The 15,337-nt window shown below is 65.6% G+C and carries 13 protein-coding genes; 4 read left to right on the top strand and 9 right to left on the bottom strand.

All coding sequences use genetic code 11. From position 1 onward, the window contains the following. Positions 1–12: 12 nt before the first annotated feature. Complete coding sequence (glmS, locus tag BN984_RS17990) at positions 13–1,821, bottom strand: glutamine--fructose-6-phosphate transaminase (isomerizing) (RefSeq protein ID WP_049968926.1); 1,809 nt, start codon at positions 1,819–1,821, stop codon at positions 13–15. 366 nt (positions 1,822–2,187) lie between these two features. Between glmS and BN984_RS17985 the strand changes: the two genes are divergently transcribed. Next, complete coding sequence (locus tag BN984_RS17985; protein ID WP_049968925.1) at positions 2,188–3,186, top strand: DsbA family protein; 999 nt, start codon at positions 2,188–2,190, stop codon at positions 3,184–3,186. A gap of 123 nt (positions 3,187–3,309) precedes the next feature. Here BN984_RS17985 and BN984_RS17980 read toward each other — a convergent pair whose 3' ends face one another. From BN984_RS17980 to BN984_RS20095, 8 genes are all read right to left on the bottom strand, one after another. Beyond that, entirely contained in the window at positions 3,310–3,588 is a 279-nt protein-coding gene (locus BN984_RS17980) for a hypothetical protein (RefSeq protein WP_008094285.1), read from the bottom strand. A gap of 420 nt (positions 3,589–4,008) precedes the next feature. After that, complete coding sequence (locus BN984_RS17975; protein WP_049968924.1) at positions 4,009–5,976, bottom strand: glycosyltransferase family protein; 1,968 nt, start codon at positions 5,974–5,976, stop codon at positions 4,009–4,011. 35 nt (positions 5,977–6,011) lie between these two features. Then, a complete protein-coding gene (locus BN984_RS17970) occupies positions 6,012–7,070 on the bottom strand; it encodes an ATP-grasp domain-containing protein (protein WP_008094283.1) in 1,059 nt (352 codons plus the stop codon). Between the two features lie 186 nt (positions 7,071–7,256). Further along, the gene (locus BN984_RS17965; protein WP_049968923.1) at positions 7,257–8,282 is read right to left on the bottom strand and encodes a DUF354 domain-containing protein; all 1,026 of its coding nucleotides are present in this window, start codon (positions 8,280–8,282) and stop codon (positions 7,257–7,259) included. 10 nt (positions 8,283–8,292) lie between these two features. After that, complete coding sequence (locus tag BN984_RS17960; protein ID WP_008094281.1) at positions 8,293–9,579, bottom strand: nucleotide sugar dehydrogenase; 1,287 nt, start codon at positions 9,577–9,579, stop codon at positions 8,293–8,295. Next, entirely contained in the window at positions 9,572–10,960 is a 1,389-nt protein-coding gene (locus tag BN984_RS17955; RefSeq protein ID WP_008094280.1) for a nucleotide sugar dehydrogenase, read from the bottom strand. Before BN984_RS17955 ends, BN984_RS17960 begins: the two co-directional genes overlap by 8 nt. Then, complete coding sequence (locus BN984_RS17950) at positions 10,957–11,538, bottom strand: acyltransferase (protein ID WP_008094279.1); 582 nt, start codon at positions 11,536–11,538, stop codon at positions 10,957–10,959. Before BN984_RS17950 ends, BN984_RS17955 begins: the two co-directional genes overlap by 4 nt. Further along, the gene (locus BN984_RS20095) at positions 11,535–11,663 is read right to left on the bottom strand and encodes a hypothetical protein (protein WP_255409935.1); all 129 of its coding nucleotides are present in this window, start codon (positions 11,661–11,663) and stop codon (positions 11,535–11,537) included. Before BN984_RS20095 ends, BN984_RS17950 begins: the two co-directional genes overlap by 4 nt. 306 nt (positions 11,664–11,969) lie before the next feature. Between BN984_RS20095 and BN984_RS17945 the strand changes: the two genes are divergently transcribed. The 3 genes from BN984_RS17945 (at position 11,970) to BN984_RS17935 (ending at position 15,302) form a co-directional block, all read left to right on the top strand. Next, complete coding sequence (locus tag BN984_RS17945) at positions 11,970–13,055, top strand: DUF1616 domain-containing protein (RefSeq protein WP_008094277.1); 1,086 nt, start codon at positions 11,970–11,972, stop codon at positions 13,053–13,055. Then, positions 13,055–13,624: a metal-dependent hydrolase gene (locus BN984_RS17940; RefSeq protein ID WP_008094276.1), complete on the top strand. Its 570-nt coding sequence runs from the start codon at positions 13,055–13,057 to the stop codon at positions 13,622–13,624. The genes BN984_RS17945 and BN984_RS17940 overlap by 1 nt, the downstream gene beginning before the upstream one ends. A 160-nt stretch (positions 13,625–13,784) precedes the next feature. Continuing rightward, positions 13,785–15,302: a twin-arginine translocation signal domain-containing protein gene (locus tag BN984_RS17935; RefSeq protein ID WP_049968922.1), complete on the top strand. Its 1,518-nt coding sequence runs from the start codon at positions 13,785–13,787 to the stop codon at positions 15,300–15,302. The last annotated feature ends 35 nt before the right edge of the window (positions 15,303–15,337 follow it).

Raw genomic sequence — 15,337 nt, 5'->3', positions numbered from 1 at the left:
GTCTCCGTGAGGTTATTCGACCGTGACACTCTTGGCGAGGTTTCGCGGCTTGTCTATCTCGCGGTCCAACTCGGTCGCGCAGTAGTACGACAGGAGCTGCAGCTGGACGTTCGCGAGGAGATTCGCACAGACGGGGTGTCTGTCGGGGACGTAGAGGTGTTCGTCCGCGGAGTCCATTATCTGGTGGTCCGACGGCCCGAGGGCGACGATGGGTGCGCCGCGGGTCTTCGCCTCCTCGGCGTTGGTCACCGTCTTGTCGCTGCCGTCGGTACAGACCGCGAAGACGGGGGTCCGGTCGGTGACGAGCGCCAGCGGGCCGTGCTTGAGCTCGCCGGAGGCGAACCCTTCCGCGTGCTCGTAGGTGATCTCCTTGAACTTGAGCGCGCCCTCCTTGGCCACCGAACAGCCGAGTCCGCGGCCGATGAAGAAGTACGCGTTCATGTCGAGGTACTCGCGGGCGAGTCGCTTGGCGTCGCTCGTCTGGAGCACCCGTTCGACGGCGTCGGGGAGTTCGGCCATATCGGAGACGAGTCGGTCGAGGTTGTCGGCGGGGACGCCGGATTCGACGATGTCGGAGAGGTACTGGCTGAGGAGTGTGAGCACCGCCGCCTGCGACGAGAACGTCTTCGTGGCGGCCACGCCGATTTCGGGGCCGGCGCGGATGTAAATCGGTTCGTCGGCCTCGCGGGCGGCGGTCGACTGCACGACGTTCGTCACCGCGAGCGTCTCGACGCCCTCGTCGTTGACCTGCCGAAGTGCGCTGAGCGTGTCCGCTGTCTCTCCGCTCTGGGTGACCGCGATGAACAGCGTGTTGTCCGTCAGCGACCCCGTCGTCAGGTCGTACTCGCTCGCGCGAATCGCGCGCGCCGGAACGTCACAGCGGTTCAGGAGGCTCGCCCCGAACAGCGCTGCGTGGTACGAAGTGCCACACCCGACGAGTTGGACGGAGTCGATGTCCGAGAGGTCGGTCTCGATGTCGAGGTCGATGTCGCCAGCCTCCTGGTCGAGACGCCCTTCGAGCGTCTTCTGGAGCGAAGTCGGTTGCGTGTGAATCTCCTTGAGCATGAAGTGGTCGAACTGCCCCTTTCCGGTCTCGTCGGGGTTCCAGTCGACCGTCTCGACGTCGCGCCGCACCGTCTCGTCGTTCTCGTCGGTGATGTCGACGCCGTCGGCGCGGACCTCGACGGTGTCGCCGTCTTCGAGGTAGACGACGTTTCGCGTGTGGTCGAGGAAGGCGGGCACGTCGCTGGCGAGGTAGTAGCTGTTCTCGTCGACGCCGAGGACGAGCGGTGACCCCTGTCTGGCGGCGTAGATGGAGTCGTTGCCGTCGACGACGACCGCGATGGCGTAGCTCCCTTCGAGCGCGTCGACCGCGTGTTGGAACGCCGCCAGCGGCTCGTTTCCGCGGTCGAGGTAGTGGCTGACGAGGTTCGGAATGACCTCGGTGTCGGTGTCGCTCGTGAACTCGTACCCCTCCGCTTCGAGGGACTCTTTGAGCGTCGTGTAGTTCTCGATGATGCCGTTGTGGACCGCGGCGACCTGATTCGTCTGGTTCGTATGCGGGTGCGCGTTCTCGTCGGTCGGCGGCCCGTGGGTGCTCCAGCGGGTGTGTCCGATACCGAGTGTCGCGCTCGATTCGACCCCGTCGATGGTGTCTTTGAGGTCGGAAACCTGACCCGAGCACTTCCATACGTCGAGTCCCGAGCCGTTTTTCACCGCGATACCGGCGGAGTCGTAGCCGCGATACTCCAGTTTCTCGAGTCCGGTCACGAGCGGGCTGAGAGCCCGCTTCTCACCGACGTGAGCGATGATGCCGCACATGTTAGCGTCCCTCCGAGGGTCGAGAGACGCGCACGGCACCGGTCGTCGTTGGCTGCGGGCGGTTCAGAGCGGACGGGGCGGAGATGTTCGACTCCCCCAGGAGTTGTTTCTGATGTGTCATGGTTTGTGGGGTCAGCGGGTGAGCTGTCCGTGAAACCACGATACGGGGAAGCGGCCATTACTATAGACGCGCTAAGCGACGGTTCCGACTCCACAACCGATACAAACGCGTCGCCGTCGTGCGGTTTTTCGGAAACGTGGCATCGACGGGGCGAACGGCGAATTAGGCACCGAACAGGCCGCAAAGCGCGCGCTGGAACGCCTTACACGGCCGATAATAATGCCGCTCACGCCCAGGTGTGGAGTATGGTTGACCGAGAGACAGACAGACGGAGTATTCTCAAACTATCCGGCGTCGCGGCCATCGCATCGCTGAGCGGCTGTGCGAGCTTCGCCAAGCAGGCGAACACCGGCGGAGCGGACACGCCGACGGGGCAGCCGGAACAGCAGACGACGACCGCGCAGCCCGAGACGCGGACGGCCGCGGGCAACGAGACCGACGCGAACGCGTCCGTCGAGATGCGTCCGAAGACGGTCTCCGACCCGTCGTTCGAACTCCAGACGGGTTCCCTCCAGGCGCTGCAGACCGACGCTCGGTATCCGACCATCGGCACGGCCGACACGACGGTGACCGTTTACGGAAGCTGGAAGTGCCCGTACACCCAGGAGTTCGTGCGACGGCAGTTCGGCGGGTTGGTCGAGGACTTCGTCGCGACCGGAGACCTCTCCATCGAGTTCCGGAACGTGGCGTACATGGACGGCGAGCCGTATCTCGGGCCGGACGCGCCCCGGGCGAGCGAAGCCGGGCTCGCGGTCTGGAACATCGACCCCGAGTCGTTCTGGACGTACTTCTCCTACGTCTTCGCGAACCAGCCGCAGGAGCGTCGCGACTGGGCGACGACCGAGAACCTCGTCCGATTCGCCGAGGAAGCGGACGCGGACGGCATCGACCAGATTCGGCGGGCGGTTCGGTCGCGCGCGTACGCCCAGAGCGTTCAACTGTCCGCCGACAGCGCGGCCGAACTCGACATCACGACCGTCCCCCGAATCGCCTCCAACGACGAGGTGACGGCACCGACGGTCGACCCCGAAGCGACGAGGGAACAACTCGAACGGGTCGCAAACGGCGGGTCGACGTTCGGCGGAACGACGACCGAGAGCAACTCCACGTTCGGCGGGAATTCGACCGAAAACGACACCGCCTTCGGGTCGTCGTCCGGCGGAAACGAGACTGGAACGGCGAACAACAGTTCGACGACGTTCGGAAGCAACGAGACGACCGAGTCGGACGACGACGCGTTCTAGGTCTTCGCGGCGCTGCCGCGGTCTGATTTTTCGTGTGACTGCATCAGAGACGACCGGTCGCTGTGAGATGCAGATAGCTCGTTGACGGAGATGCACGCCCACCACCAGTGATTTCCGCGAGAATCAGTTGATTACGTAACTGTATTCGAACTCCTCGGATTCGTTGATTGTGATTCCGCTCTGGAGGAGTCCGGCGTTGAGAGTAACGTGTCTCTCGAAGGAATTCCCGTTCATCGCGGCCGTGACGTCGTAGGTGTTCTCCTGACCGGTCAGCGTAGCCACGTGGCGCTTTGCCCCCGCATCGAGAGCGACCGTGTCGTTGTAGACTACGGTCGACTCGTTGCTGATTACGAGGTGGACGCTCTTGCTCGAATGAGCTTCGTTCTCAAGGACGAATGGCACGCGTTCGGCTCGCGGGACAGTTGTCGGTTGTGTGGTAGCCGGAGCTGTCGTGGTTGCCGTGGTTGTCGCTGTCGCTGCCTGTGTCGTAGCTGTTGGTGATGCAGTAGTCGTTGTCTGCCCAGTCGTTGCACACCCGGCAAAGACGACGAGGCACACGACCACGAGCGTCTGGGGGGACAATCGTCGCATTCTGATAGGTATGTTACTCGTTCCGCCGTATGCTTTGTGTGCTCTCGAATCGCGTGACGACACAGGACAAGAACATCCACTGAAGGAGTTCAACTGACCTATGCAGCCTTTTCAAGGCCTCTAAAACAGCTCTTCACGAAAGCCCGAGACGTACCGCTTCACCACCCGCGTCACAACGAGAACACCCGACGAGAGCACCACGACAAAAAAGAACGACTGCGAGCCGAAAAATCAGTTAGCGCCGGGGAGCGAACAGATGGTTACCTCACCGTTCGCGTAGACGTAGTTGGTCGTCGGCGGGCAGACCTCGGTCTTCGACGGGTCGAGGTTCGTGGCCACGTCCTGTTCGTTCGGGAAGTACGAGGCGCTCTGCGATTGGTACTCCCGATAGGCCGTTATCCCCTGCGGGACCGGCCTGCCCTCTTCGGCCGGTAACGGTTCGGCCGGATACGCGTTCGTCCGCTCCCAGACCGTCCCGTACGGCAGGTCGGTGTAGAGTTCGCCGCCCCGCTGCGACGAGCGGGCCGACTCGTACGTGTCGATGGCGGCGAGTTCCTGTTCGGTGTACGAGAGCCGTTCGTGCTGGTCCGGGAACGCGGGGCTGTCCATCGCGCCGTCGTTCGACATGATCATCACGTTCGGGTAGACGAGGACGAACAGGAGCAGGATGACGCCGACCACCTTGAGCGAGGTTCGGTTCGCGAGGTGACGGAACCCGAGGACGCCGATGATGGCGAGGAGGGCGTAGAGGTACGCGAACCAGCGACCGGGGACGAAGCTCTCGATACCGACGAGCGGCAGTCCGAGCACGACGAACAGCATCGCCACGATAGCGCCGACGAACGTGTACGTCGTCTGCGTCGCCCGCGATCGGTTGAGCACCGTGAGACACCCGAGGAGACCCGCGAAGACGAGCATGAGGAACCCGGCTTCGGTGACGTACGTCGAGAGCTGCGAGAGGAACGTCTGACCGGCCGAACCGGCCGCACCGGACGCGCCGGCAGACCCGCCGCTACCGCCCACGCCCTGGAGGAACCCGGCGTTGAACAGGTTCAACACGAGGTAGTTGATGACCGTTTCGAGGAAGGTGTCGCCCTGATACGGCGTCAGCGACCACGTGAAAACGATGAGTCCGAGGTTGAACCCGACGAGTCCCGCGAGGTTCACCGGAGTGGAGCCGCCGCCCGAGAACGAAAGCGGGTCCGGGTCCTCGGTGAAGAAGTCGAACCGGAGCAACACCTGCGCGACGAACCCCGCGAAGAGGAGCACCAACATGATGAACGACGACACCTGGTGGGTGAGGATGACCGCGGTGCTGAACAGGACGAGCAGGCCGAAGTCGCGCCACCGCTCGCTGGCGTGGGTTATCCGCACGAGGCAGTACAGACACGCGAGGAAAAACAGCAGTCCGAGGCTCGTCGGGATGAGGTGGATGCCCCAGCGGACGACCTGGTCGCCCATCGCGTACAGCGCGCCGGCGGCGAGCGCCCACCGGAGCGGGACGAGCAGTCGCGCCGTCCCGTAGACTAAAATCGGGACGAGCGGCATCGCAACGCCGAGCGAGAGGTACAGCGCGTTCCGAAGCGACAGGTCGAGGAGGTGCGTCGACGCCGCCGTGAGAAGGTGGAACAGCGGCGACGCGTAGTACTTGATGTCGTTGATGGCGGATAGCGAGTCCGCCTGGAGAATCATCTGGACGAACGTCGTGTGCGACCAGATGTCGATTCCGATGTAACCCGGCGCGGTGTAGAGCGCGGCGAATCGGACGACGAACGAGTACACGAGAATCTCCGCGAGGAAGACGCTCGGCCGCAGTTCGTCGTCGGGGGCGAGCAGTATCTGCCCGAGGAGGAGCGCGCCGACGACGCCGCCGACGTCCATGAACAGGATGCTTCGTTCGCCCTGAACGGCCGCGAGAACGACCATGACGGCGAGGCCGAAGAAGACGCCGGCCGAGATGAGTCGCACGAGCGACGGCGCGAGCGTCGGGAGACCGTCCGTGGTCCCCCTCCCGCGGGCGGCCGCGAGATAGAGGAGACTGCCGACGCCGAGGAGTATCGGGAGCGTCACGATGAAAATCTGCGACGAGAGGAACCGCAGCGGGAACAACGCGAGCGCGAGCACGACCCCGAGGCCCGCCGCGAGGACGTCGAGTTCGGCTCGTCGCAATCGGTCGGATATCGATGAGAGGATCGTCATGTATGAGCTGAGAGTTGTGGTTCGAAGGGGGTCCGTCAGATTGTGGTCGGGTCCGTATCGGGGCCGTAAAACACGTCCTGCCAGTCGCGGGTCACGTGGGTTCCCCACTCGATGTCGAGTTCGGGAAGCTCACGGTCCATCGCGTACTGCACGCTGAGCGCGGGGATGTTGGCTCCCGCACCGACCGAAGCGGTGACCGACCGAGAGATTCGCGGGTGGACGTCGACGAGTTTCGGCGTCCCGTCGGCGGTGTATTTGAACCGGAACGTGGCGTTGTACTCCAACCCGAAGAGCGAGCAGAGCTCGTGCGTGTCCCGGAGGAGCTCCGGGTTCTTTTCGACGGTGCCAACGAACGAGGTGTCGTCGCAGGTCGCAGCGTGCGACCGTGAGACGAGAACCGGCATCTCGTCGTCGCGGACGAGGGCGTCCACGGTGCACTCCTCTCCGGGGAGGTACTCCATCACGATGAGTTCGGGGAACTGGGCCGTCTCCCGGAGGACGGGGAGCACGTCGTCGAGCGTCGTGACGGTGCTGTTCGGTTTCTGGTTCAACAGCGCGTTGAACCGGTCCATATCCGGGTCGAGGACGCGAAAGCAGCGCCTGTCGTTGCTGACGGGGGGCTTGAAGCAGACGCGGCGGTCGGGATATCCGAGCGCGTGGACCGCGTCGAGAAACTCGTCGAACGAGGAGACGCGGTAGAACTCGGGTGCCATCGGGTGGGCCTGCTTGACGAGTTCGTCGTACAGCCGCCCTTTATCTCTGGCAATCGAGAGCGACTGGGACGAGGTGGCCATCACTTCGATACCCTCGCGCTCGAAGGCGCGCTTCGCCTCGGAGAGGGCCTCGACTTCCGCCGCGTTGAGGGGGAAAATCACGTCGGCGTTCTCGCGGCGCGCGACCGAAAGCAGCTCGGAGACGAACGCGTCGGCGTCGCCGGCGGGGACCGTCTCCGCCGTGTCGACGAGGCTGAAGCCGTAGGCGTCCGGGTCCGTATCGACGCCGACGATGTGGGCGTCGAACGCGTCGGCCCGGCGAATCGCCTTGATGATACCCGAAGCGCCGAAGGTACCGGCACCGGTCACCAGCACGGTCACATCGCCGTCCCGGCTCGACGGTCGGACTGTATCCAGCAGTGTCATCGAGACGAGACAGACACCAACAGCCCCTTATTATATAGCAGATAAAAGACGTGAACCGTCGAAAATCGGCTGTTTCGGGGCGTCATTCACGGTCCGAGAACGAGCGGCGAAACGCGCGTTCGAGAGGCTAGTCGACGGCCGCTACTCGGCAGCCGCGAGAACCCGTTCGACGATGACGTCCGTCGCGTCCACGTTCTCTTCGAGGAGCCGCTGCCGACGCGCCTTCCAGTCGGCGTCGGTCGACCGCAGGATGTCGACCGCCCGGTCCGTGGCGCGTTCGTTCCGGTGCTCACCGTGGTATCCGAACAGCAGGTCGAACGAGGCGAGGTCGCGCATGAGCCCGGGGTTCGCGCTGTGGACGTAGACGGTCGGCGTCCCGAGCACGGCGCTCTCGGAGGCCATCGTCCCGCTCTCGCCGACGAAGAGGTCGGCGTACGCGAGCACGTGGTGGATGAGGTGCGGGTCGATACTGATGCCGTACCCTTCGATTTCGGGCGGGAGCGCGTCGTCCTCTGCAGAGATGAGTACCGTCGCGCCCGCGTCTTCGAGGCGACCGACGAGGTCGGTGAGGCCGTCGAGACCCTCGTCGCCGATGTCGTGCGCCGCGCCCCAACCGACCAACCGGACGACTGCGTACGTGTCGTCGGCGTCGACCGGCAGGCCGTCGAGCGCCGACGGGTCGGGGTCGAACCGGTCGGGGTGGAGGTACGCGAGTTCGTGGTAACTCGGGTATCGGAAGTGATTCCCCCCGGCGTCGTCGCGGTAGCACTTCGGGGTGGCGACCTCGTCGGCGAAGGGGAACGTCAGCGCGTTCGAGAGCGTCGCGTGCTCCGTGTCGGTGAAGACGACGCACGCGGCCCCGACGAGTTTCGCGACGTGGGCGGCCTCGAACCCGCCAATGGAGGCGACGACGTCCGGGTCGATATCCCGCGCGGCGCGGAAGAGTCGGTACTCGATACCGAGCGTCGAGAGTGCGACGCCGGCCAGCGAATCGCCGCGGGAGCCGACGACCTCGTAGTCGATTTCGTACTCGTCGAGGAGGTCTAAGGCGACGTCCTTGTCGAGGGCGCGAACGTGGACCTCGTGGCCGAGGGCCTCGAACTCGTCGATGGCGTGTTTGAAGAAGTGAACGTGCGCGGGGTGCTGAATCGTGATGAGGATGTCCATCGGCGGTGTCTCAGAGCTGCGCGTAGTGGAAGCCGCGCTCGTCGGCCTCGTCGGCGTCGAACACGTCGGCCACGTCTATCATGACCGGGTCGGACCCGAGCGCGGCGGCCATCTGGTCGAGGTCGTAGTCGGCGAACTCCTCGTGGCCGGTCGCCACGACGACGCCGTCGTACGCCTCGAAGTCGACCGACTCGACCACGTCGATGTCGAAGACCTCCCGCGACTCGTCGGGGTCGGCGTGGGGGTCGTAGCCGACGCAGTCGACGTGGAACTCGTCGAGTTTCTCTATCATCGTGCTCACGTCCGAACTCCGGATGTCGCCGACCCCCGGCTTGTAGGCGAGTCCGAGGACGAGCAGCCGCGTGTCTTGGAGGACGCGCCCCGACTCGTTGATGGTCTTGACCGCCTTGCGGGCGGCGTGAACCGGGACGTACTCGTTGATTTCGCGCGCCTGTAACACGAGCTTCGGCGAGAAGCCCTCTCGCTTGGAGCGGTAGGTGAGGTAGAACGGGTCGACGGGGATGCAGTGGCCGCCGACGAAGCCGGGGGAGTAGCCGTCGTGGAAGTTCCACTTCGTCCCCGCGGCCTCCAGTACGTCCTTGGTCGTCAGACCCATGTGGTCGCACGCGACGGCCAGTTCGTTGACGAGCGCGATGTTCATGTCGCGCTGGACGTTCTCGATGACCTTCGACGCCTCCGCCGTCTCGATGTCGGGCGCGCGGTGGATGCCGGCGTCGACGATGCTCCCGTAGAGGTCGGCGAGGCGCTCGCGGACCGCCTCGGAGTTGGCACCGACCACTTTGACCACGTCCTTGACGCTCCGCCCGGTGTCGCCGGGCGACGCGCGCTCCGGCGAGTAGCCGACGAACACGTCCTCACCCACGACGAATCCGGACTCGGATTCGAGCGCGGGCACGAGCACGGACTCGGTCGCGCCGGGGTAAACGGTGGACTCGAGGACGACGGTCGTCCCCGGCGAGACGTGCTGGCCGATGGTCTCGGCCGCGGACTCGACGAACTGGAGGTCGGGATTCTCCATGCTGTCGACCGGGGTCGGGACCGTCACGATGACGAAGTCCGCGTCCGAGATGTGCGTCGCGTCCGTCGTGAACAGCACGTCGGAGGCCGCGACGCCCTCGTCGGTCACGTCTCCGGTGGGGTCCGTCCCCGCCGAGAGCGTCGACACCTTGTCGGGGTCGACGTCGTAGCCGATGACCGACTTCCCGGCGCGGTCGAACTCGATGGCCAGCGGCAGGCCGACGTAGCCGAGGCCGACGACGCAGACAGTGTCAGTCATGGAGACCGATTCCCTCGTAGTCGACTCGTTCGTGGTCGCGGTACTCCGTCGCGGCTTGCCGGCCGTCGACGAAGACGACCGGGCGGTCGTCGTCGGCGAAGGCGGGAACGTCGAGGTGGTCGAACGACTCGTGGGCCGTCACGAGGACGACGGCGTCCGGGGACAGGTCGTCGCCCGTCACGCCGCGCATGACCGTCGCGCCGGCGTCCTCGAAGACGGCGGTGTCGTCGAGGATGGGGTCGGTGGCGACCACGTCCGCGCCCGCTTCGTCGAGGTGTTCGACGACCGGGAGCGCCGGCGTCTTGCGAATCTCCTCGACGCCCGCGCGGTAGGTGAGACCGAGGACGAGAACGGTCGCGTCCTCGGGGGCGACGTCCTGCGCCGCCAGTCGGTCGAGCGCCGTCTGCGCGGTGACGTGCGGCATCTCGTCGTTGACGGCGCGAGCGGTCTCCATGAGCGGCGACCCCGTCTCAAACTGCGTGATGAGGAACTGCGGGTAGTACGGGATACAATGGCCGCCGACGCCCGCGCCGGGCGTGTGAATCTCGCAGAACGGTTGGGTGTTAGCCACGTCGATGGCCTCGGTCACGTCGATTTCGAACTCGTCGGCGTGGGTCGCGAGTTCGTTCGCGAGCGCGATGTTTACGTCGCGGTAGACGCCCTCGAACACCTTGACCGCCTCCGCGGTCGTCGTGTCCGAGACGGTGATGACCTCGTTCGAGGATATCTGGTCGTAGACGAGCGACGCGGCGCGGGCGCTCTCGTCGTCGGCGCCGCCGACGACTTTCGGGTACGCCCCGCGGATGTCCTTCAGCGCGCGCCCGGAAGAGGTCCGCTCGGGGCAGAACGCGAGGCCGAACTCGCCGAGCGAGAGACCGCTCTCGGATTCGAGAAGCGGGAGGAGCGCGTCGCGACAGGAGCGCGGCGGGAGCGTCGATTCGAAGACGACGAGGTCGCCCTCGTCGAGGCCCTTCCCGATGTCTCTGGCGACCGCCTCGATGACCGAGAGGTCCGGCCGGCCCGCCTCGTCGACGAGCGTCGGAACGATGACCACGTGGATACTCGCCTCGTCGGCGACCTCGCGCGGTTCCGTGTTGGCGACGAGCGCGCCGTCTTCGACGAGTTCCTCGACGAGTTCGTCGAGTCCGGGTTCGCCGACGATGTGGTTTCGTCCGGCGTTTATCTCGCGGACGACGTCGGTGTCGATGTCCGCGCCGGTGACGTTGCCGGTGGTCTCGGCGTAGACGGAAGCGAGCGGCAGCCCCATCTTGCCGAGGCCGTAGACGCCGACCGGCACGTCGCCGGACGTGAGCGCGGCTATCTGTTCGTCTTCGGAGCGTTCGGAGCCGTAGATGGTCGTGACTGAAGATTGCGTGCTCATATGGTGTTCGCTCCCTGGAGCTTCGCCGGGAGTGGGCGGTGTTCGGCGGGCGTTCCGACCGCGAGCGTCTCCGGCGGAACGTCCTCGGTGACGGTCGCGCCGGCGGCGACGAACGCGTTCTCGCCGACGGTCACGTCGGGGAGGATGGTCGCGTTCCCGCCGACCGAGACGCCGTCTTCGAGCGTGGGGCCGGTCATCTCGACGTCCTGCCGGACCGGATACGGGTCGTTCGTGAGCACCGCGCCCGGCCCGACGAACACGTCGTCGCCGATGTGCGTGTGGGTCGGAACGTAGACGCGGGTCTGGAGGCTCACGTTCGACCCGATGGTCGTGGTGCCGTCGATGACGGTGTTGGTCCCGACGACGACGTTGTCACCGATTCGGGTGTCTTCGCGGACGAGCGCGTCGTGACCGGTGACAAAGCCGTCGCCGATGGTCACGTCGCTGTAGACGATGGTTCCCGAGCGGATTCGGGCGTCGTCGCCGACGATCGTCTGCTGTGAGTCGTCGCCGGCCGGGTACCCGAGGGTGACGTCGTCGTCTATCTCGCAGTTGGAACCCGTGACGTACAGGTTCATGTCTGAGCCGAATCGGCGGTCGTCTCGTCATCGCCGGAAGGCGACCCGTCGCCGTCCGACCGGAGGGTGGTTGCGAGCACGAACAGTGCGACGAGCGCCGCGAGGAGTTTGGTTTTGGTGCGCATGTGTTGGTCACGCCGCGGACCGTCGTGGCCCGCGATTCGAAACGGAGGTCACGCGAAGCGGCCATTATTATCGGGACGATAAGCCCGCAGACGCCCCGAGACGGCGGGAAACGAGTCGTTCCGGCCGTGCGAACGCTCACCAACCGGCGTCGGAATTCCTCGATTTTTCGGAGCGTTACCCCCGGAGCGCCGCCGTCGACGCAGTCAACCATTCCCCCTTATCAGACCGCTAAGACGCTCTTTCGCCCGATTTCGAGCGTGAACGGTCGCAGCCATTTTTCAACACGGACTGTCAAGGCGCGAGTGATGAAGTCGTCTACCCGTCGCTGGACACTCGACGTACTCCTCGTCGTCGCGGGGTCTATCGCCGCGCTCGCGGTGGTCATGCTCGGTCTCTCCGGGTCCGTCGTCCGGAGCCTGTTCGTCGTGCCGCTCATCGTCCTGTACCCGGGATACGCGCTCCTCGCCGCGGTGTTCCCGGAACGGCGGTCGGACGTCGAGTCCGACACCATGAGCGACGAGTCGGCGCTGACGCGACCGACGCGTCACACCGCCGGACTGCTCTACTCCGTTCGACTGGTCCTCTCGGCGGCGTTGAGCCTCGCGCTCGTCGCCGGGGTCGCGCTCGTCACCAACCTCGTCGGACAGGGGTTCGACGCGAGCATCGTCGCGCTCGGCGTGTTCGGCGTGACGATATTGTTCACCGCGGTCGCCGTCGCCCGGCGCATGCTGCTGCCCCCGGACGCGCGGGCCGGAGCCCCGCCGCTCAGTACCGTCCTCGGGAGCGTGGCGTCGACCGCCGGAGCGGTCACGTCCCCGCTGTCCTCCGAATCGCGGAGTTCGCCCGTCTCGCTCGCCGTCAACCTCCTCGTGGTCGTGAGCGTCGTCGCGTTCCTCAGCAGCGTCGGGTTCGCGATGGTCGAGACGCAGGCTCCCGAGTCGGACTTCACCGAAGCGTACCTCGTGACCCAAAACGGGTCGGACTACGAGGCCAGCGGCTACCCCCAGCAGCTCAGTCGGGGGGAGCCGGTCCCGGTGACGCTGGCGCTGGAGAACCACGAACACGAGTCGACGACGTACACGGTCGTCACGGAGCTGCAGCGGCTCGACAGGACGCCGAACGGGACGCGAGTGGTCGAAGAACGCGAACTCGACCGAACGCGAGCGTCGGTCGGGGACAACGAGACCGCCTACGTCCAACAGGACGTTCGACCGACGATGTCCGGCGAGTCGCTCCGACTCGTCTATCACGTCTACAAAGGTGACGCTCCCGAGGATGCGAACCGCGAGAACTCGTATCGGACCGTCCAACTGGTCGTTTCGGTCGGCGACGGCGGCGGCGACGCCGCGCAACTCGGTCGGCCGGATTCGATTAGGGGGGCCGCGGCCTGATGTGGCCGTGGGAGCATCTCGTCTTCGGCTACGTGCTGTACTCCCTCGCGAACCGCGCCGCGTGGGGCCCGCCTATCGGTGACGCGGCCGGCGTCACCCTCGCGCTGATGACGCAGGTTCCCGACCTCGTGGACAAGCCGCTCTCGTGGACGCTCGGCGTGGTCGCGACGGGGTACGGCCCGGCGCACTCGCTCCTCGTCGGCGCACCGCTCGTCGGACTCCTCGCGGGGGCGCTCTGGACGCGGAACAGGGCGAAGCTCGCGGTCGCCGCGGTCGCCGGGTACGGGTCGCACCTCGTCGGCGACGTGCTCGCGCTCCGGGCGAACGGGCCGAACGTCGGGCGGGTGCTCTGGCCGCTCGCGCCGCGGGAGCCGTACTCGAACGACCTCGGCTTCGTCCAGCGGTTCGCGGAGTACTTTCAGACGTTCCTCTATCAGCTGCTGCGCCCCGAGAACACGGGGCTCGTCGTCGGTTACGCGGCCGTCTTCGGGGCGGTCGTCCTGCTGTGGGTGCTCGACGGAACGCCGGGGCTTCGGTGGGCCCGCCGCGCCGCCGACCTGCGCCGCTGATTCGCGGCCCGTCTTGTAACGGGTGACGAGAATATAATTTGACAAAAGCAACCCTGAGAGACAGTTGCATCCCTAATCAACGCCGGAAATGGACATTCTGTTTGAATAATACGATAAACGCTAAAAATACTCATTACACAGAGGCAGAGACGTTCTCTCGATGCGGAATCAACGCGCAGAAGAGCGCAGGAGGACAGTCTCTCGGAGACAGGTACTGAAGGGCATCGGTGGGGCGGCCGCTGCCGTTTCGTTCGCCGGGACGGCATCAGCCGACGGCGACGACGACTGGTACAACGTCGTCGACGAGGGGGCCGACCCGACCGGCGGGGAGTCCATCAACCCGGTCTTAGACGACATTCAGTGCGACGACGGCACGGTTCTGTATTTCCCGGACGGCGAGTATCTCATGGACGACGCGTTCCGTCACGTCGATTTTCGGGGGTTCGAACTGCGGGGGGATAACGCGACTATCGTCCCGGCCGCCGACTACGACGGCAGGTGGCTGTTCAAGTTGGGGACGTTCGAGCAACCGGGAGAGGACCTCGTCGTCGAGGGCTTCGAGTTCGACTTCACCGCCGACGACACGGGGCTTCGCGTCGTCCAAGCGCAGGTCAGAGACGACCTCCTCGCGCGGGACCTCTCCGTCGTCGGCCAGCACGACAGCGGGAAGTACGGCCCGTTCGCGTTCGACGTCACCGACGCGTCGGGTATCGGCACCGTCCAGAATATCAGGATTCCCGACGGCGGCGAGTTCTCGGACAACACGCCGGGCGACATCGACGTGGGGCCCACGGGCATCATCGTGTCGCCGTACCACGACGGTAAGCTCTGGGTGCGCGACTGCGAGGTCGGCGCCTGGCCCGACAACGGCCTCTACTGTTCGACCGAGGGCGGTCGCGTCGTCGTCGACGGGGGCGTGTTCAAGAACAGCAACATCGCCAACATCCGGCTCTCGGGCGATTACAGCTCGATTCACGGCGCGACCGTCATCGTGGACGACCGCCGCACCGACGACACGAACCAGCGGGGCATCCGACTCGACGGCGGCGCGTACAACTGGATAGACGACACCGTCGTTCGAATCGACGAGCCGAACGGGCGCGCCATCAGCGTCCAGAACGACGTCGAGTGGGCGCGGATTCAGAACTCGAGCGTCATCGTCAACGGAGACGTGCCGACGAAAGCGGTCACCGTCTCGCCGAGGGCCGGGAGAATCGATATCATCAACACCGACATCGAGTTCAACACCAGCGGCCAGGCGCTCGTCGTGGGGGGACCGAGCAGCGCCGACGCGGACCCGGTCTACGTTCTCAAGTCGAGCGTCGGCGGCTCCGGCGACGGGTCGAGCGGTCGGCACGCGGTCCGGCTCGAACGGGGGAACTGCACGCTCGACCGCTTCGACGTCGAGCAGACCGGCGGCGACTATCGGCGCGCGGTCAAGGTACTCGGCGACGGTAGCACGTTCATCTGGGGTGACTACGACACGGGCCACATCCCGCTGGTCAACGACGCCGACGGGACGACGTTCCGCGGCATCACCTCCGAATCGCACGACGACTACGAAGGGATGAAGGTCATCGACGGGTCGAGCGGCGTCGAAGTCATCGAGTCGGTGATTCACAACGGCGTCTGGGAGTACGGGGACGTCGACGTCGCGTACGACGGAAACTGGTTCTGAGCCGCGACGGTCGGTCCCGAGTCGACTCTGCGTCG

This window comes from Haloferax prahovense, from assembly GCF_000723845.1.
GTDB classification, from domain to species: domain Archaea; phylum Halobacteriota; class Halobacteria; order Halobacteriales; family Haloferacaceae; genus Haloferax; species Haloferax prahovense.
The sequence above is the reverse complement of the archived record's forward strand: the minus strand, read 5'-3'. Positions and strand labels throughout refer to the sequence as shown.

Bases quoted from the DNA above. Each gene is read 5' to 3' on its own strand.
- glmS (WP_049968926.1), bottom strand. From the start codon at position 1,821: ATGTGCGGCATCATCGCTCACGTCGGTGAGAAGCGGGCTCTCAGCCCG.
- BN984_RS17985 (WP_049968925.1), top strand. From the start codon at position 2,188: ATGGTTGACCGAGAGACAGACAGACGGAGTATTCTCAAACTATCCGGC.
- BN984_RS17975 (WP_049968924.1), bottom strand. From the start codon at position 5,976: ATGACGATCCTCTCATCGATATCCGACCGATTGCGACGAGCCGAACTC.
- BN984_RS17965 (WP_049968923.1), bottom strand. From the start codon at position 8,282: ATGGACATCCTCATCACGATTCAGCACCCCGCGCACGTTCACTTCTTC.
- BN984_RS17960 (WP_008094281.1), bottom strand. From the start codon at position 9,579: ATGACTGACACTGTCTGCGTCGTCGGCCTCGGCTACGTCGGCCTGCCG.
- BN984_RS17955 (WP_008094280.1), bottom strand. From the start codon at position 10,960: ATGAGCACGCAATCTTCAGTCACGACCATCTACGGCTCCGAACGCTCC.
- BN984_RS17950 (WP_008094279.1), bottom strand. From the start codon at position 11,538: ATGAACCTGTACGTCACGGGTTCCAACTGCGAGATAGACGACGACGTC.
- BN984_RS20095 (WP_255409935.1), bottom strand. From the start codon at position 11,663: ATGCGCACCAAAACCAAACTCCTCGCGGCGCTCGTCGCACTGTTCGTG.
- BN984_RS17945 (WP_008094277.1), top strand. From the start codon at position 11,970: ATGAAGTCGTCTACCCGTCGCTGGACACTCGACGTACTCCTCGTCGTC.
- BN984_RS17940 (WP_008094276.1), top strand. From the start codon at position 13,055: ATGTGGCCGTGGGAGCATCTCGTCTTCGGCTACGTGCTGTACTCCCTC.
- BN984_RS17935 (WP_049968922.1), top strand. From the start codon at position 13,785: ATGCGGAATCAACGCGCAGAAGAGCGCAGGAGGACAGTCTCTCGGAGA.